Genomic DNA, 23,679 nt, shown 5'->3' with positions numbered 1-23,679 from the left:
TCTGCTCGATGACACGCCGCTCAGGCCCCTAGGATTCCCTCTATCACCTCACCGGTCTCATTCGACAGGAACCCCATGAGCGACACTTCCTCCCCATTCGGCTTCGAGCTCGTGCGGCGTGGTTACGACCGCGGTCAGGTGGATGACCGCATTACCAAGCTCGTCGCCGACCGTGACAGCGCTCTGGCACGGATCACCTCTCTGGAAAAGCGCATCGAGGAACTCCACCTCGAGACGCAGAACGCCCAGGCCCAGGTCAGCGACGCGGAGCCGTCGTACGCCGGTCTCGGCGCCCGCGTCGAGAAGATTCTCCGGCTGGCCGAGGAGGAGGCGAAGGACCTCCGTGAGGAGGCCCGTCGCGCGGCCGAGCAGCACCGCGAACTCGCCGAGTCGGCCGCCCAGCAGGTGCGCAACGACGCCGAGTCGTTCGCCGCCGAGCGGAAGGCCAAGGCCGAGGACGAGGGCGTCCGGATCGTCGAGAAGGCGAAGAACGACGCCTCCACGCTGCGTTCCGAGGCGCAGAAGGACGCGCAGTCCAAGCGCGAGGAGGCCGACGCGCTCTTCGAGGAGACCCGCGCCAAGGCCGCCCAGGCCGCCGCGGACTTCGAGACGAACCTGGCCAAGCGCCGCGAGCAGTCGGAGCGGGACCTGGCGTCGCGTCAGGCCAAGGCCGAGAAGCGTCTGGCCGAGATCGAGCACCGCGCCGAGCAGCTCCGTCTGGAGGCGGAGAAGCTGCGTACGGACGCCGAGCGCCGCGCCCGTCAGACGGTGGAGACCGCTCAGCGCCAGGCCGAGGACATCGTGGCCGACGCGAACGCCAAGGCCGACCGGATCCGCAGCGAATCGGAGCGCGAGCTGGCGGCGCTCACCAACCGCCGCGACTCGATCAACGCCCAGCTGACCAACGTCCGCGAGATGCTGGCCACGCTGACCGGTGCCGCGGTGGCCGCGGCCGGTACGCCGGCCGACGACGAGCCGATCTCCCGTGGGGTCCCGGCTCAGCAGACCCGCTGACCGCGTCCGTACGTCGCCTCTCCCCCGGGGCTGCGTCCGTGCACGTCTGAGGGAATCCGTACACATGGCAAGCCCCCCGTCATTCCGGTGGCGGGGGGCTTGTCGTGCGCCTAGCGTGACCCTCATGCTGGCCCGGCCGGGGCCGCAGGGGCGGCCGGGGGTGACCTTCCCGACACGACGAGGCGGAACGCAGTGATCGAGCTCTCGGGGCTGACCAAACGCTACGGCGAGAAGACGGCCGTCGACCAACTGTCCTTCACGGTGCGGCCGGGCATCGTCACCGGCTTCCTCGGACCGAACGGCGCGGGCAAGTCCACCACGATGCGGATGGTCCTCGGCCTGGACAACCCGACGGCGGGGGACGTCCGGATCGACGGGAAGCACTACGCGGAGCTCAAGGACCCACTGAAGTACATCGGCGCCTTGCTCGACGCCAAGGCCATGCACGGCGGGCGCACCGCGTACAACCATCTGCTCTGTCTCGCGCAGAGCAACGGCATCCCGGCGTCCCGCGTCGGCGAAGTGCTGGAGACCGTCGGCCTCGCCGCGGTGGCGAGGAAGCGCGCCAAGGGCTTCTCGCTCGGCATGGGCCAGCGGCTCGGCATCGCGGGGGCGCTGCTCGGGGATCCCGAGATCCTGATGTTCGACGAGCCGGTGAACGGCCTCGACCCCGAGGGCATCCACTGGATCCGCAATCTGATGAAGTCGCTCGCCGCGCAGGGCCGCACGATCTTCGTCTCCTCCCACCTGATGAGCGAGATGGCCCTCACCGCGGACCATCTGGTCGTCATCGGCCAGGGGCGGCTGATGGCCGACACCTCCATGGCCGACTTCATCGCGGAGAACTCCCGGTCGTACGTACGGCTGCGCTCCCCGCAGCAGGAACGGCTGCTGGACGTCCTGCACGACGCCGGGCACACGGCGGTCACGGCGGGCAACGGCTCCGTGGAAGTGGACGGAGCCACCGCCGCCGAGATCGGCGAACTGGCCGCGCGACACCAGCTCGTCCTGCACGAACTGAGTCCCCAGCAGGCTTCACTCGAAGAGGCGTTCATGCAGCTCACCGCGGAATCGGTGGAGTACCACGCACACGACGGCATGACTCCGGATCAGTCGCAGCAGTCGTCGCAGCAACCGCCGGCACCGCAGGGGCCCCAGTGGGGCGACCAGCAGAGGGGGGCCTGACCATGGCAGCCGCCCAGGTGGTGAAGTCGGAGTGGACCAAGATCCGGTCCGTGCAGTCGACGGTGTGGACCCTGGCACTCGCGCTGGTGGTGACCGTCGCGTTCGGGGCGCTGATCAGCCTGGTGTCCAAGAACGAGTTCAGCAAGATGAACCAAGGGGACCAGCTGACCTTCGACCCGACGGCCGTGAGTTTCGTCGGCATCGGGCTGGGACAGCTGGCGCTGATCGTCTTCGGGGTGCTCGTGGTGTCCAACGAGTACAGCACCGGAATGATCAGGACCTCGCTGGCGGCCGTTCCGCAGCGCGGCACCTTCTACTTCAGCAAGCTCGCCGTGGCCACGGCGCTCGCCTTCGTCATCGCTCTGCTGACGAGTTTCGCCTCCTACTTCCTCGGCCAGGCGCTGCTCGGCGATCACCGTTCGCACATCGGTGACCCGGGCGTCCTGCGCGCGGTGATCGGCGCGGCGCTCTACATGACACTGATCGCGCTCTTCTCGATGGGCGCCGCGTCGATGCTGCGCAGCCCGATGCTGTCGCTCGGCATCCTGATGCCGTTCTTCTTCCTGGTCTCCAACATCCTGGGGAGCGTCTCCGCCACCAAGAAGTACGGTCAGTACCTTCCTGACCAGGCAGGACGCAAGATCACGCAGGTGGTGTTCACCAATAACGACGCCTCGTACGGTCCCTGGGCCGGGCTCGGGATCATGGCCCTGTGGGTGATCGCCGCGGTGATCGGCGGCTACGCGCTGCTCAAGAAGCGGGACGCCTAGACCGGGACGCCTGGACCGTGTTCTGAAAGCCCCGCGGGCGGCTGCGAAAGATCACGCTTGGCCGGAACCGTCAAGGCCTGGATATCCTCCTCACTCATACGGGGGCGTTTGGCCGGAGACGGCCAGGCCCCGACGCCACGAGGACGTCGATGGGGCTGGAGAATGATCGAGGCAGTCGGCCTGACGAAGCGCTACGGTGCCAAGACAGCCGTGTACAACCTTTCCTTCCAGGTACGGCCGGGTACCGTGACGGGCTTCCTGGGGCCCAACGGATCCGGCAAGTCGACGACCATGCGCATGATCCTGGGGCTCGACCAGCCCACCTCCGGCCATGTCACGATCGGCGGCCACCCCTTCCGTGAACTGCCGAACGCCCCCCGGCAGGTCGGTGCGCTGCTCGACGCCAAGGCCGTGCACGGCGGGCGCAGCGCCCGCAGTCATCTGCTCTCGCTGGCGCAGCTCTCCGGGATCCCGGCGAGCCGGGTCGACGAGGTCCTGGGGGTGGTCGGCCTCCAGGATGTGGCCCGAAAGCGCTCCAAGGGCTTCTCGCTCGGCATGGGCCAGCGGCTCGGCATCGCCGCCGCGCTGCTCGGCGACCCGCAGGTGCTGCTCTTCGACGAGCCGGTCAACGGGCTCGACCCCGAGGGCATCCTGTGGGTCCGCAACCTCATGAAGTCCCTTGCGGCAGAGGGCCGTACGGTCTTCGTCTCGTCCCACCTGATGAGCGAGATGGCCCTCACCGCGGACCATCTGATCGTGATCGGCCGGGGGCAGCTGCTCTCGGACATGAGCGTCACGGACTTCATCTCGCACAACTCGGCGGACTTCGCCCGGGTGCGTACGCCCGAGGTCCCGCAGCGCGAGAAGCTGACCGCCGCGCTGACCGAGGCCGGCGGGCAGGTCATGCCGGAGCAGGACGGCGCGCTGCGGGTGACCGGGCTGCCGCTGCCGCGGATCAGCGACCTGGCGCACGACGCGGACGTACGGCTGTGGGAACTCTCCCCGCACCAGGCCTCGCTGGAGGAGGCGTACATGCGGATGACGCAGGGCGCCGTCGACTACCGCTCCACCGCGGACCAGCTCTCCGGTTTCCAGCAGCCCGGACACCCGGCGGCCGGACCGCCGGAGATGCCGCAGCAGGGCTGGTACGCCCCGCCGCCGCCCGGTCAGAACCCGTACGCCGCTCCCCCGGCCCCGGCGGCGCCCGCGGCGCCGCCCACAGCGCCCCCTGCCGCGGCTCCCGCGCCCGCTCCGGCCCCGAAGGACCTCCGATGACGATCCCCGCCCCCGCGCCGTACCAGCAGCCGCAGCAGGCCGGGCACTACGTCTCCCCCATCCCGGTGACCGACGCGCATCTCGGTCATGCCGTCGCGTCCGAGTGGACGAAGATCAGGTCGGTGCGCTCCACGATGTGGACGCTCGGCGTGATGTTCGTGCTGGTCTTCGGCATCGGGCTGCTGGCCGCGGTCGCCGTCCGGTCGAGCAGTGCCCCGATGAACAACACCCCGGTGCTCAGCATGGGCTTCTTCGGAGTCCTGCTCGGCTCCATGTGCGTGATCACGCTCGGGGTCCTGACGGTGGCCTCCGAGTACGGCACCGGAATGATCCGTACGACCCTGACCGCCTGCCCGAGCCGGGGGCGGGTGCTCACCGCGAAGGGCATCGTCTTCTTCCTGCTGTCCTTCGTGATCCTGCTGGTGACGACCACGCTGGTCGCGGTGATCCAGTACGCGCTGCTGAACGGGACGAGCAACTCGGCGCCGAGCGGCGGCGACTGGTTCCGCGCCACCGTGGGCGTCAGCCTCTACGTCGCACTGCTCGGGCTGCTGGCACTCGCCGTCGGCTCGCTGATCCGCCACTCCGCCGGCGCGATCACGGTCATGCTGGGACTGCTGCTGCTCCCGCTGGTACTGGCGCTGTTCATGTTCTCGGATTCCCTGGCGACCCTGCGCGAGAAGCTCTTCGAGTACTCGATCCCCAACCAGCTCAGCGCGTTCTACGACACCTCGGTCGCAAACTCGGGTCCTTCGGGCTGGGAGCCGCTGTGGATCCTGCTCGGGGTGACGGCTGTCGTGTACGGGGCGGCGCTCGCCGTGCTCAACCAGCGCGACGTCTGACCGCGGCCCGGAACGTCCGGCCGCCGGGCCGGTCAGTACCTGGGAGCGTTACGGGACCGCTGCACCCGCGAGGTGCGGCGGTCCTTCGCGTTCCAGCAGGCCTTGTGCCAGTGTCTGCGGTCCTCGACCCCGCCGTACTCGGGCCAGGCCACCACGTGCGGCACCCCGGAGGGGATCTCCTGGTCGCAGCCGGGGCAGCGGTAGCGCTTGCCCTGCGCGCTCGCGCCACTGACCATGCGGACCGACCACTCCTCGCCCTGCCAGGACTCGGTGGACTGCAGCCCGAAGCGGTCGGATCCCCCACCCCCGCTCACGGGCTCGCTCGGCTTCTCGCCCCCACGGGGACGGTTGCGGCGCGGGGACACGTAACACCTCACGGGGCAGACCGGACAGTTTCTCGGTTCTCCAGCCTACGGGCAGCGGAAAGGGACACCGGTCGTCCTCACCGTGAGAACGTGAAACCCCTGGGCCAGTGCTTACCGGAAAATCACAACAACTTTGCGAGCGGCCGTGCCTTTGGCACGTGTCAGGCGTTGTTGCCGGGTAAGGGGAGAGTCGCGTCGGCCGCAAGGAGGCAGAAGGCGATGCGTGTTGGGGCATTTGTACTGGCAGCCCAGTTTCCGGGGCAGGGCCAGGAAGAGGCACTGCACCGCGCGGTGCGATCCGCGGAGGTCGCCGAGGAATCCGGGCTCGATTCGGTCTGGCTGGCCGAACACCACTTCGTGCCGTACGGGGTGTGTCCGTCGGCGGTGACGCTGGCCGCACTGGTCCTCGGCCGCACCCGGCGGATCCGGGTGGGTACGGCGGTGAGCGTGCTGCCGACCACCCATCCCGTCGCACTCGGCGAACAGGCGGCACTGCTGCACGTCGCCTCCGGGGGCCGGTTCAGCCTCGGCGTGGGGCGCGGCGGGCCGTGGGTCGACCTGGAGGTGTTCGGCGCGGGCCTGGAGGCGTACGAGAGCGGCTTCCCGGAGTCGCTGGATCTGCTGCTGCGGTGGCTGCGCGAGGCCCGGGTCTCGGCGGACGGAAGCCGCTTCCGCTTCCGTGAAGTCCCGGTCGTACCAAGGCCGGATGAGCTGAGCTGCGGTGAGGTGCCGGGGCCGGAGGTCATCGTGGCCTGCACCTCACCGGCCAGTGTCCGGCTCGCCGCGGAGCGCGGGCTGCCGATGCTCCTCGGGATGCACTCGGACGACGAGCAGAAGGCCGAAATGATCGCGCTGTGGCGCAGCCACGCACGGGCGGCCGGGCTGTCGCCCGAGGTGATCGCGGACGCCGGACATGTGGCGGCCGGGGTGGCGCAGATCGCGGACCGCCGGGCCGAGGCCACCGAGACGCTGGTCAAGGCGATGCCGGGCTGGCTCAAGCAGGGGCTGGACGCGCATGTGACCGTCGACGGCAGGCACCGGGTCATGCGGGACCCCGTCGCGTACACGGAGATGCTCTGCGGCATCCACCCGGTGGGCCCTCCCCGCCTGGCTGCCGACCGGCTCGCGGCCACTGCGGAGAGGACCGGCATCACACGGTTCGCGATGCTGGTGGAGGGTTCGGGCGATGTCGCGGCCACCGAGGAGAACGTACGGCTCATCGGGGCCGAAGTCCTGCCGCAGCTCTGTTAGTTCGGCCGGCTCGGCCGGCTCGGGGAATCGGGGCGCTGCCCCTCCGCATCCGTGGAACGGTCCGGATGCGGAGCGGCAGCACAAAGGTGTCAGCAGTCCCGAAGCTCGGGAGACTGGTTGAGCAGCTGGCCCCGGACCGAGGTGAAGCGGCTGAGCCGCTCGTCGACCGAGGAATCCAGCGGGAAGACCGCCACGCGATGGCAGTTCTGGAATGCCAGACGCACTCCGAAATGCCGCTGCAGCGACCCTCGAATGGCATCACTTGCGAGTGCGCGCAGCAGTTGGCCGCGTGCCTGCTCATTGGGGGGAGGCGTCTGGTTGTCGGCGAACTCGCCGCCGTCGACCTTCAGCTGGGCCACCAGAGAGCTGATCATCTCCCATGCGTAGGGCAGGGAGGTCCGGACGCAGTCGATGAAGTCGGCTTCATCGACCTCGCCTCGCTCGGCCTGTTCGAGTAGGGCCGGTGAGACGTCGAGCGACATGGGTTCTCCTCTCGCGACCCCGGCGGGCGGGGTCTTACGGGCAGGGAAAGGAGGACGGCGACGCAGAGTACACGCGCGACGACCTCCTGCATCCACGGTATGCGCGCCACCCCGCCCGCACCAGAAGAATGGGCACACAACCGGCCAATAACGAAGGGGGTTGTTCAGGGCGAATCGCGTACAACCACTGATGTCGAGTAGCGTTGCCGACCATGCGTCTCGTCATCGCCCGCTGCTCCGTCGACTACGCGGGCCGCCTCACCGCCCATCTGCCCTCAGCTCCGCGCCTGATCCTGGTCAAGGCCGACGGAAGCGTCTCGATCCATGCGGACGACCGGGCGTACAAGCCCCTCAACTGGATGTCCCCGCCCTGCACGGTGAAGGAGGGTGCGGGGGACGACGCCGGTGTGTGGACGGTCGTGAACAAGGCGGGCGAGAAGCTCATCATCACGATGGAGGAAGTCCTCCACGACTCCTCGCACGAGCTCGGGGTCGACCCCGGGCTCATCAAGGACGGGGTGGAGGCGCACCTCCAGGAACTCCTCGCGGACCGCATCGAAATCCTCGGCGAGGGCTACACGCTGATTCGGCGTGAATACATGACGGCGATCGGCCCCGTGGACATCCTCTGCCGCGACGCGGACGGCGCGACGGTGGCCGTCGAGCTCAAGAGGCGCGGCGACATCGACGGGGTGGAGCAGCTCACCCGTTACCTGGAACTGCTGAACCGGGACCCCCATCTGGCCCCGGTGAAGGGCGTGTTCGCGGCGCAGGAGATCAAGCCGCAGGCACGGGTGCTGGCCACGGACCGCGGCATCGGCTGTGTGGTGCTCGACTACGACGCGATGCGGGGCATCGAGGACGACAAACTCCGGCTGTTCTAGAGGCTGCCGGAGGCCGTCCTCCAGGGGCCGTCGAGAAAGTAGCGCGGTACGGGGAAGGGGCCCCGGTTCCGCAGGACGTCGGAGTCCTGCGGAACCGGGGCCCCTTTTGCTTCTGCTCCTGCTTTTGCTTCTGCTTCTGCTTTTGCTTCTGCTTCTGCTTCCGCTGCGTTCTGCCGCGGTGCGGTCAGCTCGACGCGGAGTCGCCCGGGACCGGACCCGTGGAGGTGGCGGCGAGGTCGGCCACCGGGGCGCTGTTGCTGTTCCCGGCCGTCCCGCCCTGTGACGCACCCGTCGACCCGCCGTCGGACGACGTGCCGCCGGTGTCGGTCGGATCGCCGCTCGGGCTGCCCGAGGTGCCACCGGTGTCGGTCGGGTCGCCGCTCGGGCTGCCGGACGTACCGCCGGTGCTCGTCGGACCGCCGCTCGGTGACGAGGGCTTGCCCCCGCCGGGGGTGGAGGGCTTCCCGCCGCCCGGCGTCGACGGCTTGCCGCCCGGTGTGGACGGCCCGTCCCCGGGTGAGGACGGGGTGTCCCCCGGCGACGACGCGCCGTCGGACGGGGTGGCGCTCGTACTGGGCTGTGCGCTGCCGCTGGCGCTGGGAGAGCCCGGGGCCGAGGGGGTGTCCGTCCCGCCGCCGGATGCCGGGGAGCCGCCCGTGGTGGTGTCCGTGGGCTCGTCGGCGGCCGTTCCGTCCTTGCCGGAGTCCTCGTCGACGGACTGACCGGGCCGGGTGGTGCCGTTGTCCGGATCGCTGTGGCCCGTCGCGCCCAGCGTCACCACGGTGCCGAGCACCCCGGCGAGCAGGACGCCCGCCCCGGCCGCGACCAGGTTGCGCCGGGCACCGCGCACGACCGTACGGCGCTTCCCGGGCGGGGTGGCTCCGGCGAGCTTCACCTGCGGGGTGATCAACGTGGCGTTCTCGTCCGCCGGTCCGGACGGCGACACCAGCGTGCCCTCCGCGGGGGTACCGCCGGTCGGCAGGTACGGCCTGGCGTATCCGGCCGCCGGGGTCTCCTCGCCGGCCGGAGCGCCGCCGGGCAGCCCCTGCGCCCCGGACCCACCGGACACGCCGGGTACGAAGCCGCCGAGCGACGCGGCTCCGGTGCGGTCGGCGATCAGCGCGAGTGCCCTGCGCCCGGCGACCGTGCCCGCCTTGTCGGCCAGCGCACCGCGCATCGCGATGGACGCCTCCAGCTCGGCGCGAGCCCGGTCCACCTGCCCCGTGCAGAGCGCGAGAACGCCCAACTCATGGTGGAAATAGGCCTCTTCGGCGACCTCGCCGGAGAGCCTGGCCGCCTCCTGGCCGGTCCGCAGGGCGCGCTCCCAGGCACTCCAGTGCAGTCCGGCGGCGAACGCGGGCGCGGCGCTGCGGGCCAGCAGCACGGCGGCGCTGGGGTGTCCGGCCTCCGAGCCCGGTACGAGCGCGCTCATCGCCGCGAGTACGGCGTCGGCCTCCGCGACGGCCCGCTCGGGCCCCACCGAAGGGTGTCCGGCCCACCAGGCGTAGTGCTGGGCGACGGTCTGTGCCTGCCCCGCGCTCTCGTCGCCGTACCCCCCGGCCTCCAGCTGCTGTACGACACCGGCGGCCAGCCGGTAGTGCGATCCGGCCGGGGAGAGCAGACCGGACCGGGCCAGCTCGCCCAGGGCCGCGTCGGCGTGGGTGTCGCCCACCAGCGCCGGAAGGTGCGCCTGGTGCGGTACCTCACCGCCGAGCGCCACGGCGAAGCCCAGGGTGACACGCGCCGATTCGCTCAGCCCGTCGGCGAGCAGGGTCGCGGGAGCAGCACCCTCGCCGAGGGTGGGCAGGGGTATCTCCGGGGTGTCGTCCGGCCGGACACCGGCCGGGGCCGTGTCGGACGGCCGCCCCGGGAAGGAGCCGTACCCGTCGAGGGCTTCGAGGCCCTCGGGGTCCGCGCGCAGCAGATCACGCCGGCGCAGCAGCGCCCCCGCCTGTACGAAGCGCAGCGGCAGCCCCTCCGACTCGAACCACAGGTCGCCCGCCCAGTTGGCCTCCTCGTCGGTGAGCGGCCGTCCCACGGCGCGCCCCAGGAGGTCGAGCGAGGCACTGCGGCCGAGGCCGCCGAGGAGGACCTCCTCGACGTGCGACTCGACGAGCGGGCCGGGCACATCGGGGGTCGCCGCGAGCAGGAAGGCGCACTCGGGGGTGGCGTCGAGAAGTTCCTCCAGCGCGGCCCCGCCGAACTCCAGGTCGTCGAGGACGACGATCGCGCCGATCCCCCGGACCAGTGCGAGCAGTTCGGTGCGGTCGGGCCGGTGCAGCGGGGCGTGGTGAACGGCGGCGAAGAGGCTGTAGAGCAGGTCGGCCGGGGTGCGGTGGTAGCCGGAGAGCCGGATCACCCCGTCGGGCGCGAATCCGCTGCACTCGCGGGCGACGGCGTCGAGCAGCGACGTACGGCCCGAACCGGCGGTCCCTGTGAGGCGTACGGAACGTCCGCGGGCCAGCAGCCCTACCAGCTGCTCCTGTTCCTCCTGCCGCTCCAGCAGCGGAAGTTCGGGGCCGGCGGGTCCCGGCGGTACGGGCGGTCCCGCGGCCCGCGCGAGGTCGGCGCACTCCTCGGCGGTGCGCCGTCGCGGAGCGTCGGGGTGCTCCCCCGGCGGGCAGTGTTCGATCTCACTGCCGTCGACGGGGTTCACGGTGACCAGGAAGTCACCGGTGACGAGCTGGACGGTGCGCGCACGGGCAGGCGCCTGCGTGAGGTCCGGGACCGACCCGTCCCGCGGCGGCCGTGCCGCGCCGGGGCCGCCGCCCCGCGTACCGTAACGGTCGGATTCCTGGCCGTACTCTTCCGGTCCCCGGTTCATCGGGTCCATGGTGAAAGCCCCCCAGATGGCGTCGTGCGCGGTTGCCCTCCCGGCCTCGCACGCCACGCTGTCGCTTCTGGTCCGGTGCCTACCGCACGGGTTCGTCAATCAGCAGGCGACCGAACCCTAGACCGTGGGCCAGTATCCCTGACCACTCGGGGTGCCGGGCCGCCCCGGACGTCCCGGCTTCGTGAGGATTGCGCGAGGGAGTCCCCTTCACGCACTCGCCCCACCTTCGTCACACGCGCGGCAGCGATTCCGCGGCGATTCCACCCTCGATGGCCAGAATGCGGTGCAGCCGGGTCGCGACGAGGAGGCGCTGCATCTGCGGAGGCACCCCCCGGAGCACCAGCCGCCTGCCGCATCTGCCGGCCCGCCGGTGGGCGCCCATGATCACGCCCAGTCCGGTGGCGTCCCAGGAATCGAGCTCGGTCAGGTCCAGCACCAGATCGCCGACTCCGTCGTCGACCGCCGCGTGCAGGACCGTACGGGCGTCCGCCGCGCTGCGGACGTCGAGGCGGCCCCCGACGACCAGCTCGGCGTGGTCGCCCCTGATATGCATATGTGCTCCCCGAGAGTTCTCGGACTTCGTCACGTCTTTCACGTCTGTCACTGAACTGACTGCCCCGTCGGCACAGAAGTTGCCGTCCGTAAGCGAACCGATACCGAATTCACCCATGCGGGCGATCACCGAACAGTCTGTGCGGTTCAGTGCTTGTAGAACCCCTGCCCGCTCTTCCGCCCGATGTCACCCGCGTCGACCATTCGGCGCATCAGCTCGGGCGGTGCGAACTTCTCGTCCTGGGATTCCGTGTAGATATTGCTCGTCGCGTGCAGCAGGATGTCGACGCCCGTGAGATCCGCGGTGGCCAGGGGCCCCATGGCGTGCCCGAACCCCAGCTTGCAGGCGACGTCGATGTCCTCGGCGCTGGCCACGCCCGACTCGTACAGTTTGGCAGCCTCGACCACGAGGGCCGAGATGAGCCGGGTGGTGACGAAGCCCGCCACATCGCGGTTGACGACAATACAGGTCTTGCCGACCGACTCGGCGAACTCCCGTGCGGTGGCGAGGGTTTCGTCGCTCGTCTTGTAGCCGCGGACCAGTTCGCACAGCTGCATCATGGGAACCGGCGAGAAGAAGTGCGTACCGACGACCCGCTCCGGACGCTCCGTCACCGCCGCGATCTTGGTGATCGGGATGGCGGAGGTGTTGGAGGCGAGGACGGTGTCCTCCCGTACGAGCTTGTCCAGCGCCCGGAAGATCTCGTGCTTGACTTCGAGCTTCTCGAAGACCGCCTCGACGACGACATCCGCGTCGGCGACCGCGTCCAGATCGGTCGTCGTGGTGATGCGCGCGAGAGCCGCGTCGGCGTCGGCCTCCTCCAGCTTCCCCTTGGCGACGAATCGTGCGTACGAAGCCTTGATGGAATCGGTCCCCCGAGTCACCGCCGCATCGGTGACATCACGCAGAACGACGTCCCAACCCGCCTGGGCCGAGACCTGCGCAATTCCGGAACCCATGAGTCCGGCTCCGACGACAGCGAGCTTCCTGGCCAATTGGCACCCCTTAGACGGCTTCATACGAACGGCTCTGGGGCGGAGGCTATAGGCCCTGGGGCCCCTTGTGGTGGCGAAGAGATGCGCGTCACGTCTCAAATGACGGACATCACACCGCGGCGGCCCATCAGGCCTCACGCACCGCATAGTTGAGCACTTTTTCGCTCAGCAGTTCCTCCATCTCGTCGAGGAGGCCGAGCGCCTCACGTGACACCTCGTCGAGGCTCCGGCCCGCGATCGCCTCACGGCTGATGAAGCCGATCGCGCTGGGGCCGGCCTGGCTGAACGTCCTCTCCCACTTCGTCCCGTTCCGGTACCTCGTCGACGCGGTACGCAGCGCCTACCTCGGTCACTACGCGACGGAGCAGATGCGGTACGGAGTCCTGGTCGCCCTCGGTTTCGCGGCGCTCTCGGTGACAGTCGGCACACGTGTCTTCCGCAGGGCCGGAGCATAACTACGCTGGACCCATGGTCAATCTGACGCGCATCTACACCCGCACCGGCGACAAGGGCAGCACCGCGCTCGGCGACATGAGCCGCACCGCCAAGACCGATCTGCGGATCTCCGCGTACGCCGACGCCAACGAGGCGAACGCGGCCATCGGTACCGCCATCGCGCTCGGGCAGCTGTCCGAGGAGATCGTGAAGGTCCTCGTCCGCGTCCAGAACGATCTGTTCGACGTGGGCGCGGACCTCTGCACGCCGGTGGTCGAGAATCCGGAGTATCCGCCGCTGCGGGTGGAGCAGAGTTACGTCGACAAACTGGAGGCCGACTGCGACCGCTTCCTCGAAGACCTGGAGAAGCTGCGGAGCTTCATCCTCCCGGGCGGTACGCCGGGGGCGGCGCTGCTGCACCAGGCCTGCACCGTGGTGCGCCGGGCGGAGCGGTCCACGTGGGCGGCGCTGGAGGTGCACGGGGAGGTGATGAACCCGCTCACCGCGACCTATCTGAACCGGCTGTCGGATCTGCTCTTCATCCTGGCGCGCAGCGCGAACAAGGAGGTCGGGGACATCCTCTGGGTACCGGGCGGCGAGCGTTAGGGCCTACGGACCGGGAACCCCGGCGGGCGTGCTGGAATCACGCAACGTTGACTCGCCCCCGGACTCCGACCGGGGGGACCCCCGACCAACGAGCCTCTTCAATCACGCAACGTTGACTCGTTGACCGGGAGGCGCCGCCTCCAGCCAGGCGAGGAAGCCGGTCAGCGCGTCCTCGCTCATCGCCAGTTCCAGGCGCGTCCCCAGGTGCGAGCAGCGCAGCACGATCGCATCGGAGAGGAGCGCCAGCTCCTCCTCGCCCTCCGGCGTACGCCGGGAGACGACCTCGATGGCCTGGCGCTCCAGGATCCGGCGCGGGCGCGGGGCGTACGAGAACACGCGGAACCACATGATGCGGTCGCCGCTGTAGCGGGCCACCCCGTACACCCAGCCTTTGCCCGAGACATCCGGTTTCTCCGGGAGGTCCCAGCGCACACTGCAGTCGAAGGTGCCCCCGGACCGCTGGATCAGCCGCCGGCGCAGGCCGAAGACGAAGAGTCCCACCGCTACCAGTACGACGACCAGGCCACACACAAGCAGAGCGAGGATCATCTACACCGACCTCCTCGCCTCATGCCGTAACGGAACTGGTTATGCATCGCCTCAGCCGCGACCCGGTCCGGATCACTCCGGACGGGCCGCGGCTGAGGTCACATCTTTGGTGGGAGGCGTCAGTTCCCCGTCACCGCGCGCAGTCGGACGTCGGCGCGCCGCTCAGCGGCGGCGTCCTCCTCCGACTTCGCACTCTCCAGCGCACGCTCGGCGCGCTGGACATCGATTTCGTCCGCCAGCTCAGCGATCTCGGCCAGCAGCGAAAGCTTGTTGTCGGCGAACGAGATGAAACCGCCGTGCACAGCGGCAACGACCGTCCCACCCTCGCTCGTACGGATGGTCACCGGGCCAGATTCCAGCACACCGAGCAGCGGCTGGTGACCGGGCATGACGCCGATGTCGCCGGACGTGGTGCGCGCGACAACCAGTGTCGCCTCGCCGGACCAGACACTACGGTCCGCCGCGACCAGCTCGACGTGCAGCTCAGCAGCCAAGGGTGGCTCCTCGGGTCACCACCCGGCACTGCTGCCGGGTGTTGGGTCAAAGTCTAATGGGCGTGAGGAGAGGGACGGGACATGCCCGCCCCTCTCACACAAGTCGGATGACTCACACGAGCCGGACGACTCAGGAGACGCCGAGCTCCTTGGCGTTGGCCTTCAGGTCCTCGATGCCACCGCACATGAAGAACGCCTGCTCGGGGAAGTGGTCGTAGTCCCCGTCGCAGATCGCGTTGAACGCGGTGATCGACTCGTCGAGCGGAACGTCCGAACCGTCCACGCCGGTGAACTGCTTGGCGACGTGGGTGTTCTGCGACAGGAAGCGCTCGACGCGACGGGCACGGTGGACAACGAGCTTGTCCTCCTCGCCCAGCTCGTCGATACCGAGGATCGCGATGATGTCCTGGAGGTCCTTGTACTTCTGAAGGATTCCCTTGACGCGCATACCGGCGTCGTAGTGGTCCTTCGCGATGTAACGCGGGTCCAGGATCCGGGACGACGAGTCCAGCGGGTCGACCGCCGGGTAGATGCCCTTCTCCGAGATCGGACGCGACAGCACGGTCACCGCGTCCAGGTGGGCGAAGGTGGCCGCCGGCGCCGGGTCGGTGAGGTCGTCCGCGGGGATGTAGATCGCCTGCATCGACGTGATCGAGTGACCACGCGTCGAGGTGATGCGCTCCTGCAGCAGACCCATCTCGTCGGCCAGGTTCGGCTGGTAACCCACCGCGGACGGCATACGGCCGAGCAGCGTGGAGACCTCGGAACCGGCCTGGGTGTAACGGAAGATGTTGTCGATGAAGAAGAGCACGTCCTGCTTCTGCACATCGCGGAAGTACTCCGCCATGGTCAGACCGGCAAGCGCGACGCGGAGACGGGTGCCCGGGGGCTCGTCCATCTGACCGAAGACAAGCGCCGTCTTGTCGATGACGCCGGACTCGGCCATCTCCTCGATGAGGTCGTTGCCCTCACGGGTACGCTCACCGACGCCCGCGAACACCGACACACCGTCGTGGTTGTTGGCGACGCGGTAGATCATTTCCTGGATCAGAACGGTCTTGCCGACACCGGCACCGCCCATCAGGCCGATCTTTCCACCCTTGACGTACGGGGTGAGAAGGTCGATGACCTTGACGCCGGTCTCGAACATCTCGGTCTTCGACTCGAGCTGGTCGAAGGCCGGGGCCTTGCGGTGGATCGCCCAGCGCTCGGTGATCTCCGACTCGGCCTCGGGCTTGTTCAGGATCTCGCCGAGGGTGTTGAACACCTTGCCCTTGGTGACATCGCCGACCGGCACCGTGATGCCGTCGCCGGTGTCGGTGACCGGGGCCTGGCGGACCAGACCGTCGGTGGGCTGCATCGAGATCGCGCGGACCACGCCGTCACCCAGGTGCTGGGCGACTTCGAGGGTCAGCTTCTTGAGCTTGCCGTCCTCGGCCGGGTCAGCGACCTGGACGGTGAGGGCGTTGTAGATCTCCGGCATCGCGTCGACGGGGAATTCCACGTCGACGACCGGGCCGATGACCCGGGAGACACGCCCCGTGGCGGCGGCCGTCGCGGCGCTTTCGGTAGTCGTCGTCATTTACCTGTCACTCCCCGCGGTCGCGTCGGCCAGAGCGCTGGCGCCACCGACGATCTCGCTGATTTCCTGGGTGATTTCGGCCTGGCGGGCCGCGTTGGCAAGCCGGGTGAGGCTCTTGATGAGATCCCCGGCGTTGTCGGTCGCCGACTTCATCGCGCGGCGACGGGCGGCGTGCTCGGAAGCGGCCGACTGAAGCAGTGCGTTGTAGATACGGCTCTCGACGTAGCGCGGCAGCAGGGCGTCGAGGACGTCCTCCGCCGACGGCTCGAAGTCGAACAGCGGAAGGATCTCGTCCTTCGTGCCGCCCGTGGGTGTCTCGCCCTCAGCGGCCTTCTCCAGCGAGAGAGGCAGCATCCGGCTGTCGACCGCGTTCTGCGCGATCATCGACACGAATTCCGTGAAGACGATGTGCAGTTCGTCGACGCCACCCTCGGCCGTTTCCTTCTCGATGGACTCGATCAGGGGGGCCGCAACCCGCTTGGCGTCCGCGTAGGTCGGGCTGTCGGTGAACCCGGTCCACGACTCCGCGACCTTGCGCTCGCGGAAGCCGTAGTACGAGACACCCTTGCGGCCGACGATGTACGCGTCGACCTCCTTGCCCTCGCCGCGCAGCTGCTCGGTGAGCCGCTCCGCCGCCTTGATGGCGTTGGAGGAGTAGCCGCCGGCCAGACCGCGGTCGCTCGTGATGAGCAGAACCGCGGCGCGGACCGGGGACTCGGCCTCGGTGGTGAGCGGGTGCTTGGTCGTCGAGCCGGTCGCGACCGCGGTCACCGCACGGGTGAGCTCGGTCGCGTACGGCATCGATGCCGCCACCTTGCGCTGCGCCTTGACGATGCGCGAGGCGGCGATCATCTCCATCGCCTTGGTGATCTTCTTGGTCGCGGTGACGGATCGGATGCGACGCTTGTAGACCCGGAGCTGCGCTCCCATGAGTCAGGTCCCTTCCGTCGTCACTTGGAGACGTTGACGGCCGGCGCGTCCTCGCCCAGGAGCTTGCCGTCCGAGGTCTCGAACTGGCGCTTGAAGGCGGTGATCGCATCGGCGATCGAGGTCAGCGTGTCGTCCGACATCTTGGCGCCCTCGGCGATCGAGGTGAGGAGTTCCTTGCGCTCGCGGCGCAGGTACTCCAGCAGCTCGGACTCGAAGCGGCGGATGTCCTCGACCGGGACGTCGTCCATCTTGCCGGTGGTACCGGCGTAGATGGAGACGACCTGCTCCTCGACGGGAATCGGCTGGTACTGGCCCTGCTTCAGCAGCTCGACCATGCGCTTACCGCGCTCCAGGGAAGCCTTGGAAGCGGCGTCCAGGTCGGAACCGAAGGCGGCGAACGCCTCCAGCTCGCGGTACTGGGCGAGGTCGACACGGAGTCGGCCGGAGACCTGTCGCATGGCCTTGTGCTGCGCGGAGCCACCGACACGGGAGACCGAGATACCGACGTTCAGCGCGGGCCGCTGGCCGGCGTTGAACAGGTCGGACTCCAGGAAGCACTGACCGTCGGTGATGGAGATGACGTTGGTCGGGATGAACGCCGACACGTCGTTCGCCTTGGTCTCGACGATCGGGAGGCCGGTCATCGAACCCGCACCCATGTCGTCGGAGAGCTTGGCGCAGCGCTCCAGCAGACGCGAGTGGAGGTAGAAGACGTCGCCCGGGTAGGCCTCACGGCCCGGCGGACGGCGCAGCAGCAGCGAAACGGCGCGGTAGGCGTCGGCCTGCTTCGAGAGGTCGTCGAAGATGATCAGGACGTGCTTACCGGCGTACATCCAGTGCTGGCCGATGGCCGAACCGGTGTACGGCGCCAGGTACTTGAAGCCGGCCGGGTCGGAAGCCGGAGCAGCGACGATCGTCGTGTACTCCAGGGCGCCCGCCTCCTCCAGCGCACCGCGCACGGACGCGATGGTGGAGCCCTTCTGGCCGATGGCGACGTAGATGCAGCGGACCTGCTTCGACGGGTCGCCGGTGCGCCAGTTGTCGCGCTGGTTGATGATCGTGTCAACGGCCAGCGCGGTCTTGCCGGTCTGCCGGTCGCCGATGATCAGCTGACGCTGGCCACGGCCGATCGGCACCATCGCGTCGACGGCCTTGTAACCGGTCTGCATCGGCTCGTGCACCGACTTGCGCACCATGACGCCGGGAGCCTGCAGCTCCAGCGCACGGCGGCCTTCGGTCTCGATGTCGCCGAGGCCGTCGATCGGGTTGCCGAGCGGGTCGACGACGCGGCCGAGGTAGCCCTCGCCGACACCGACCGCGAGCACCTCACCGGTGCGCTGCACCGGCTGGCCCTCCTCGATCCCGCTGAACTCGCCGAGAACGATCGCGCCGATCTCGCGCTCTTCAAGGTTCAGCGCAAGACCGAGCGTGCCGTCCTCGAACTTCAGCAGCTCGTTCGCCATGGCCGAGGGAAGACCCTCGACCTTCGCGATACCGTCGCCGGCCACGCTGACCGTACCGACCTCCTCGCGCGAGGCCGCGTCCGGCTTGTACGACTGGACAAACGTGTCCAGCGCGTCCCGGATCTCCTCCGGCCGGATCGTGAGCTCCGCCATCTGGGTTCCCTGCTCTCCTTGTTGGGCCCGAATCAATTACTTGTCGGCCCAACTCGGGCCGTTATCAATACTGTTGAGTTGGTAGCTGGCGCAGCCGGCTCAGCCGGCCATCCGCCGTGTCGCTTCGTCGAGGCGGTCCGCGATGGAGCCGTTGATGACTTCACCGCCGACCAGCACCTGGATTCCGCCGAGGACCGCGGGGTCCACGTCGAGGTTGAGGTGCATGCTGCGGCCGTACAGCCTGGCCAGTACATCGCCGAGGCGCTGCTTCTGACCGTCGCTGAGCGGCACCGCCGAGGTGATGACGGCGACCATGCGGTCCCTGCGCTCCGCGGCGAGCTGGGAGAGGGACTCCAGTCCCGCTTCCAGGCTACGTCCGCGCGGCTGGGACACCAGGCGCACGACCAGTCGCTCGGTGACCGCGTCGGCCTTGCCCCCGAGCAGGCTGCGGAGCAGCTCGCTCTTGGCGGCGGTGGAGGCCGTACGGTCGGTGAGCGCGGCGCGCAGTCCGGTGTTCGAGGCGACGATCCGGCCGAACCGGAACAGCTCGTCCTCCACACCGTCCAGCGTGCCCGCCCGCTGAGCCGCGGTGAGGTCGGCGGTGGCCGAGAGTTCCTCGACCGTGTCGACCAGGTCACGCGAGGAGGACCAGCGGGAACGGACCAGGCCGGCCACCAGGTCCGCGGTCTCGCCGCCCACCTGGCCGCTCAGCAGCCGTCCGGCCAGCTGGGCCTTGGCCTCGGCGGGCTGTGACGGATCGGTCAGGACCCGGCGCAGCGACACCTCACGGTCGAGCAGCGCGGTGACGGCAGCCAGCTCGGCGGCGAGCTTCGCCGCGTCGACGGACGTGTTGTCCGTCAGCGCGTCGAGACGCTCACGTGCTGCGGCCAGCGCCTCGCGGCTCGCGCCGTTCATCGAGCCGCCTCGGCCTTCGAAGCAGCCTCGTCGAGGCCGTCGAGGAACCGGTCGATCGTGCGGCTCTGCCGGGCGTGGTCCTCGAGGGACTCGCCGACGAGCTTGCCGGCCAGGTCGGTGGCGAGCTTGCCCACGTCCTGACGCAGCGACTGCGCGGCCTGCTTGCGGTCGGCCGCGAGCTGGGCGTGACCGGCAGCGATGATGTCCTCACGCTGACGCTGGCCCTCCGCACGCATCTCAACGATGAGTGCGGCACCCTGCTCCTGCGCCTCCTGGCGCAGCCGCGCGGCTTCGTGCCGGGCCTCGGCGAGCTGAGCCTTGTACTGCTCAAGCACGCTCTCGGCTTCGAGCTTGGCGGCATCGGCCTTTTCCATACCGCCTTCGATGGCCTCGCGGCGCTCGTCCAGAACCTTGTTGATGTTCGGGAGGAGCTTCTTGGCGAGGAAACCGAAGACGATGACAAAGGCGATGAAGCCGATGACGAGCTCAGGGATCGGCGGAACGAGCGGGTTTTCCGTCTCGGCCGCCAGGTTGAGCAGCTGGCTCATATCAGTGCCCTTCGTCTAGTGGGTTCGCTGATCCGAAGATCACTTGCCGTAGACGAACGGCATGACCAGACCGATCAGGGCGAGCGCCTCACAGAAGGCGAAGCCGAGGATCTGGTTCGAGCGGATCAGACCGGCAGCCTCGGGCTGACGAGCGAGCGCCTGGGTGCCGTTACCGAAGATGATGCCGACGCCGACGCCGGGGCCGATCGCAGCGAGGCCGTAGCCGATGGAACCGAGGGAGCCGGACACGGCGGCGGCAAGAGTCTGGGACATGCCAGTTCTTCCTTCTCTTTCACGGACCGGTGGGGGTTGGCCACCGGACGAACGGAGGTCAGGGGTGGAGCACTCAGTGGTTCTCGGCGAGCGCACCCTGGATGTACGTGCACGTCAGCAGCACGAACACGTAGGCCTGAAGGGCTTGGATGAAGAGCTCGAAAGCTGTCATCACAATGGTCATCACGAACGAGACGCCTGCGTAAGCAAAGCCGATACCGTTCAGCAGGTACCAACTGGCGATCGTGAAGAGCAGCAGCAGCGTGTGGCCCGCGAACATGTTCGCGAACAGTCGCACAGCGTGCGTAAACGGCCGGACAAGCAGGTTCGAGAAGAACTCGATGACCATCGCGAGCGGCAGAACTGCACCCAGCGACTTGTCGTAGCCCGTGAAGTTCTTGAAGGCGCCGACAAATCCGTGCCGCTTGAAAGTGAGTGAAACCCACAGAACGTAGACGATCGCTGCCAGCGCCGCCGGGTAGGCAATGATTGCCGTCACGGGGAACTGAGCAACCGGGATGATGGACCAGAGGTTCATCATCCAGACGAAGAAGAACAGGCTCACGATCAGCGGGACGTACTTCTCGCCCTCGCGCTTGCCGATCGTCTCGTACACGATTCCGCGGCGCACGAAGTCGTATCCGGCCTCAGCCACCATCTGCAGCTTGCCCGGCACCACCTTGGGCTTGCGGAACGCGACCCAGAAGAAGCCGATGATGACGACGGAGCCGAGCAGCGCCAACAGCATCGTCTTGTTGAAGTACAAGTTGCTGTCCCCGTCGCCCCAGATGGGCTTGAACAGGAACGAGTGCAGGCCGGGAGCCGGGAATCCACAACCGTCAAAGATGTGGCAGTCGGTCTCGAAGGCGAGCACCTGCGTCGGGTCAGCACTCACCGCGGGCTCCTTCAACATGGCGCATAGGTACGGCAACCTCGTTGTGTCGGCGCGGCGCACAGCCGCGGTTCGGCACTGGACTGGTGTTACGGATGTGGGGGCGGCAGGCTGGTTGTGAGCCTCGCGATGGTGCAGGCGTCAGCTCGGATGCCCGCGAGCGCAGTGCCGCAGTTGGAACCGGACGATAGCAGGATCCACAACGCCCGCTTATCCCGCCCCTACCCTTCACTTCGAGGACCCCGTCTTTTCGGGCTTGTGCCCGTCCGTGGAGTCCGGTTCGACGTAGAGGATCTTGGCCTTCATATGCGCGCGCGCCTGGGCAGCGATCCAGACAACGGTGGCGACAACCAGCGTGATGGCAAATGACTTCGGGTTGAACAACGTGGTGTTCTTGAACACCGCGACAAAGATGAAGAGCAGCAACAGCTGTGCGGTGTAGAGCATCAGCCCCATCGCCTGGAACAGATGCGGCAGGGACTTCGCGGTGCGATTCAGGACGACGAGTCCGATCCCCATGAAGAGCATCACGATCACCGTCGCAACGAGCGCACCGATCGCCCCCTTACCGCCCGCGACCACGCCGCTGACGACCGCGGCGATGACGCCGGCGGCAGCGGTGGGTACGGCGGTCTGGAGGAGTGTTCGGGCGTCATTGGACGGCATGGCGGCAGCTCCGCTTCGGGTGGGGGCAGGGTGTCGTCATGGACGAGCGTAGGCCCGGGTCCGAGAGTGGATCTCGGGCCAAAGGACCGTCGCACTACGGCCCTTCGGCTTCGTCGCCGGGTTTCGTGAACGGTATCACAAACTATTTGATGAGGTCTTTACCATGGGAGTGTGCTGCCCGTCACACATGAGAGTGACTCCGCGCGCCTGTGCAACACGATCGCCACTTTGCCTGATATTGGCGCCTGTTGAGCGAAATGCTCAATGCACCTCGGCGTCAGGTCCTGGCTTCACTGCGATCGGGAAGATGCACACGGTGGCCAATTGCTGTCGCCCCGTTGACGCCTGCCGGAACGGGCGCACTTCCGACCCCGTCGGCGAATCCGTCGGCATCGTCAATTCCGCCCGAAATGCCCGAATCCTGCGAGAGTTCGGCGTGCGCGGTCTCCGGTTCGGCCGCACCCTGACGCAGCCGTCGTAGCCGGTAACGCGGCGGTACGAAGCGCTGGGCCCACTGCGGAGCGCGCGGCGTGAAGCGGGGCAGCAGGAGCAACACCAGGCCCACCGCGCTCAGTCCCACGATCACCAGCAGGATCCAGGTGGACGCGGAACGCACCGAGTAGGCGACGGCGCCGAAGGCGAACAGGGCCGACCAGAAGTACATGATCAGCACTGCCCTGCTGTGCGAGTGGCCGATCTCCAGGAGCCGGTGGTGCAGGTGACCGCGGTCGGCGGCGAACGGCGACTGGCCGTTCCAGGTACGCCGGACGATCGCCATCACCAGGTCGGCGAACGGCACCGCGATGATCGTCAGGGGCATCAGCAGCGGGATGAAGACCGGGAGCATCGCATGGGTCGCCTCGCGCCCTCCGCCGAGGTTCAGGCTCATCGCGTCCGGGTCGACCTGACCGGTCACCGAGATCGCGCCGGCGGCCAGCACCAGCCCGATCATCATCGAGCCCGAGTCGCCCATGAAGATCCGGGCGGGGTGCATGTTGTGCGGCAGGAAGCCCAGGCACATCCCCATCAGCACGGCGGCGAAGAGGGTCGCCGGGGCGGCGGCCTCGATCCCGTACCCGTACCAGATCCGGTACGTGTACATGAAGAAGGCGGCGGCGGCGATGCAGACCATGCCGGCGGCCAGGCCGTCCAGGCCGTCCACGAAGTTCACCGCGTTGATGGTGATGACCACGAGCGCGACGGTCAGCAGCGTGCCCTGCCAGGAGGTCAGCCCGACCGTTCCGACGCCGGGAATCGGCAGCCACAGGATCGTCAGGCCCTGCATCACCATGACACCCGCGGCGATCATCTGGCCGCCGAGCTTGATCAGGGCGTCGATCTCGAACTTGTCGTCCAGGACGCCGATGAGCCAGATCAGGCCCGCGCCGGAGAGCAGCGCGCGTGGTTCGTTCGACAAGGTGAAGACGCTGCTGAGGTTCGTCAGATGGTCCGCGACGAGCAGACCCGCGCACAGACCGCCGAACATGGCGATGCCGCCGAGCCGCGGCGTCGGTTCCCGGTGCACGTCACGGGCACGGATCTCCGGCATCGCCCCGGCCATGATGGCGAACTTCCGCACCGGCCCGGTCAGGAGATACGTCACCGCGGCCGTGACGCAGAGCGTCAGCAGGTATTCACGCACGGGCTGCCCCACAGATATCGCTAGCCATCTCAGCCCCACACCTTAGCTTCGGCATGCATAGGGTTAAGGACACACGGGTACC

General features: G+C 68.5%; 24 protein-coding genes and 2 pseudogenes. 9 read left to right on the top strand and 17 right to left on the bottom strand.

Annotated elements, in window-relative coordinates; translation table 11 throughout:
- The first annotated feature begins 75 nt into the window (after positions 1-75).
- From OG709_RS25415 to OG709_RS25395, 5 genes are all read left to right on the top strand, one after another.
- Complete coding sequence (locus OG709_RS25415; protein WP_250297785.1) at positions 76-1,014, top strand: cellulose-binding protein; 939 nt, start codon at positions 76-78, stop codon at positions 1,012-1,014.
- A 192-nt stretch (positions 1,015-1,206) separates the two neighbouring features.
- Positions 1,207-2,199: an ABC transporter ATP-binding protein gene (locus tag OG709_RS25410; RefSeq protein ID WP_266640714.1), complete on the top strand. Its 993-nt coding sequence runs from the start codon at positions 1,207-1,209 to the stop codon at positions 2,197-2,199.
- A 2-nt stretch (positions 2,200-2,201) separates the two neighbouring features.
- Positions 2,202-2,969, top strand: a complete 768-nt coding sequence (locus tag OG709_RS25405) for an ABC transporter permease (RefSeq protein ID WP_250297787.1) — start codon at positions 2,202-2,204, stop codon at positions 2,967-2,969.
- Positions 2,970-3,131: 162 nt separating this feature from the next.
- Positions 3,132-4,244, top strand: coding sequence for an ATP-binding cassette domain-containing protein (locus OG709_RS25400; RefSeq protein ID WP_250297788.1), 1,113 nt, complete (start codon positions 3,132-3,134; stop codon positions 4,242-4,244).
- Positions 4,241-5,086 carry an ABC transporter permease subunit gene (locus OG709_RS25395; RefSeq protein ID WP_250297789.1) on the top strand — a complete coding sequence of 282 codons (846 nt, stop codon included), beginning with the start codon at positions 4,241-4,243 and terminating at the stop codon, positions 5,084-5,086. Before OG709_RS25400 ends, OG709_RS25395 begins: the two co-directional genes overlap by 4 nt.
- A 32-nt stretch (positions 5,087-5,118) precedes the next feature.
- On the opposite strand, the gene OG709_RS25390 is transcribed toward OG709_RS25395, so the two are convergent.
- Positions 5,119-5,451: an ATP/GTP-binding protein gene (locus OG709_RS25390; RefSeq protein WP_250297791.1), complete on the bottom strand. Its 333-nt coding sequence runs from the start codon at positions 5,449-5,451 to the stop codon at positions 5,119-5,121.
- A gap of 219 nt (positions 5,452-5,670) precedes the next feature.
- Here OG709_RS25390 and OG709_RS25385 point away from each other — a divergent pair, with 219 nt between their 5' ends.
- Positions 5,671-6,702 (top strand): LLM class flavin-dependent oxidoreductase, encoded by a 1,032-nt coding sequence (locus OG709_RS25385; protein WP_250297792.1) that lies wholly within the window; start codon positions 5,671-5,673, stop codon positions 6,700-6,702.
- An 89-nt stretch (positions 6,703-6,791) separates the two neighbouring features.
- On the opposite strand, the gene OG709_RS25380 is transcribed toward OG709_RS25385, so the two are convergent.
- The gene (locus OG709_RS25380) at positions 6,792-7,184 is read right to left on the bottom strand and encodes an SCO5389 family protein (protein ID WP_250297793.1); all 393 of its coding nucleotides are present in this window, start codon (positions 7,182-7,184) and stop codon (positions 6,792-6,794) included.
- Positions 7,185-7,396: 212 nt separating this feature from the next.
- Between OG709_RS25380 and nucS the strand changes: the two genes are divergently transcribed.
- Positions 7,397-8,068: an endonuclease NucS gene (gene nucS / locus OG709_RS25375; RefSeq protein ID WP_250297794.1), complete on the top strand. Its 672-nt coding sequence runs from the start codon at positions 7,397-7,399 to the stop codon at positions 8,066-8,068.
- A gap of 184 nt (positions 8,069-8,252) precedes the next feature.
- Here nucS and OG709_RS25370 read toward each other — a convergent pair whose 3' ends face one another.
- The 4 genes and pseudogenes from OG709_RS25370 to OG709_RS25355 all read right to left on the bottom strand — a co-directional run.
- Positions 8,253-10,901 carry an ATP-binding protein gene (locus OG709_RS25370; RefSeq protein WP_329167732.1) on the bottom strand — a complete coding sequence of 883 codons (2,649 nt, stop codon included), beginning with the start codon at positions 10,899-10,901 and terminating at the stop codon, positions 8,253-8,255.
- A gap of 229 nt (positions 10,902-11,130) precedes the next feature.
- The gene (locus tag OG709_RS25365; RefSeq protein ID WP_225014396.1) at positions 11,131-11,454 is read right to left on the bottom strand and encodes an STAS domain-containing protein; all 324 of its coding nucleotides are present in this window, start codon (positions 11,452-11,454) and stop codon (positions 11,131-11,133) included.
- 146 nt (positions 11,455-11,600) lie between these two features.
- On the bottom strand, positions 11,601-12,449 hold the full coding sequence (locus tag OG709_RS25360; RefSeq protein WP_250297796.1) for a 3-hydroxyacyl-CoA dehydrogenase family protein: 849 nt from the start codon (positions 12,447-12,449) through the stop codon (positions 11,601-11,603).
- A gap of 127 nt (positions 12,450-12,576) precedes the next feature.
- A pseudogene (locus tag OG709_RS25355) lies at positions 12,577-12,702 on the bottom strand (TetR/AcrR family transcriptional regulator); the annotation flags it as partial.
- On the opposite strand from OG709_RS25355, the pseudogene OG709_RS25350 reads away from it, so the two are divergent.
- A pseudogene (locus OG709_RS25350) lies at positions 12,692-12,904 on the top strand (ABC transporter permease); the annotation flags it as partial. The pseudogenes OG709_RS25355 and OG709_RS25350 sit on opposite strands and share 11 nt — an antisense overlap.
- 13 nt (positions 12,905-12,917) lie before the next feature.
- Positions 12,918-13,490: a cob(I)yrinic acid a,c-diamide adenosyltransferase gene (locus tag OG709_RS25345; protein ID WP_250297797.1), complete on the top strand. Its 573-nt coding sequence runs from the start codon at positions 12,918-12,920 to the stop codon at positions 13,488-13,490.
- Between the two features lie 102 nt (positions 13,491-13,592).
- Here the strand turns inward: OG709_RS25345 and OG709_RS25340 are convergent, their stop codons facing one another.
- From OG709_RS25340 to OG709_RS25290, 11 genes are all read right to left on the bottom strand, one after another.
- On the bottom strand, positions 13,593-14,039 hold the full coding sequence (locus OG709_RS25340) for a DUF2550 domain-containing protein (protein ID WP_250297798.1): 447 nt from the start codon (positions 14,037-14,039) through the stop codon (positions 13,593-13,595).
- A gap of 119 nt (positions 14,040-14,158) precedes the next feature.
- On the bottom strand, positions 14,159-14,533 hold the full coding sequence (locus OG709_RS25335; RefSeq protein WP_250297799.1) for a F0F1 ATP synthase subunit epsilon: 375 nt from the start codon (positions 14,531-14,533) through the stop codon (positions 14,159-14,161).
- A 130-nt stretch (positions 14,534-14,663) separates the two neighbouring features.
- Positions 14,664-16,115 (bottom strand): F0F1 ATP synthase subunit beta, encoded by a 1,452-nt coding sequence (gene atpD / locus OG709_RS25330; protein WP_250297800.1) that lies wholly within the window; start codon positions 16,113-16,115, stop codon positions 14,664-14,666.
- On the bottom strand, positions 16,116-17,045 hold the full coding sequence (locus OG709_RS25325; RefSeq protein WP_250297801.1) for a F0F1 ATP synthase subunit gamma: 930 nt from the start codon (positions 17,043-17,045) through the stop codon (positions 16,116-16,118).
- A gap of 20 nt (positions 17,046-17,065) precedes the next feature.
- Entirely contained in the window at positions 17,066-18,661 is a 1,596-nt protein-coding gene (atpA, locus tag OG709_RS25320; protein ID WP_250297802.1) for a F0F1 ATP synthase subunit alpha, read from the bottom strand.
- 99 nt (positions 18,662-18,760) lie between these two features.
- Positions 18,761-19,576, bottom strand: coding sequence for a F0F1 ATP synthase subunit delta (locus OG709_RS25315; RefSeq protein ID WP_250297803.1), 816 nt, complete (start codon positions 19,574-19,576; stop codon positions 18,761-18,763).
- Complete coding sequence (locus tag OG709_RS25310; RefSeq protein ID WP_326693988.1) at positions 19,573-20,124, bottom strand: F0F1 ATP synthase subunit B; 552 nt, start codon at positions 20,122-20,124, stop codon at positions 19,573-19,575. The genes OG709_RS25315 and OG709_RS25310 overlap by 4 nt, the downstream gene beginning before the upstream one ends.
- A gap of 39 nt (positions 20,125-20,163) precedes the next feature.
- Positions 20,164-20,397 carry an ATP synthase F0 subunit C gene (gene atpE, locus OG709_RS25305; RefSeq protein WP_326693989.1) on the bottom strand — a complete coding sequence of 78 codons (234 nt, stop codon included), beginning with the start codon at positions 20,395-20,397 and terminating at the stop codon, positions 20,164-20,166.
- Positions 20,398-20,470: 73 nt separating this feature from the next.
- Positions 20,471-21,292, bottom strand: coding sequence for a F0F1 ATP synthase subunit A (atpB, locus tag OG709_RS25300; protein ID WP_326693990.1), 822 nt, complete (start codon positions 21,290-21,292; stop codon positions 20,471-20,473).
- Positions 21,293-21,517: 225 nt separating this feature from the next.
- Positions 21,518-21,955 carry a hypothetical protein gene (locus tag OG709_RS25295; RefSeq protein ID WP_250297807.1) on the bottom strand — a complete coding sequence of 146 codons (438 nt, stop codon included), beginning with the start codon at positions 21,953-21,955 and terminating at the stop codon, positions 21,518-21,520.
- Positions 21,956-22,232: 277 nt separating this feature from the next.
- Positions 22,233-23,609 carry an MraY family glycosyltransferase gene (locus tag OG709_RS25290; protein WP_250297808.1) on the bottom strand — a complete coding sequence of 459 codons (1,377 nt, stop codon included), beginning with the start codon at positions 23,607-23,609 and terminating at the stop codon, positions 22,233-22,235.
- Positions 23,610-23,679: the final 70 nt, after the last annotated feature.

The sequence above is a fragment of the Streptomyces sp. NBC_01267 genome, from assembly GCF_036241575.1.
GTDB lineage: Bacteria > Actinomycetota > Actinomycetes > Streptomycetales > Streptomycetaceae > Streptomyces.
Note: the sequence above shows the minus strand (reverse complement) of the source record. Positions and strands in the feature narration are given on the sequence as shown.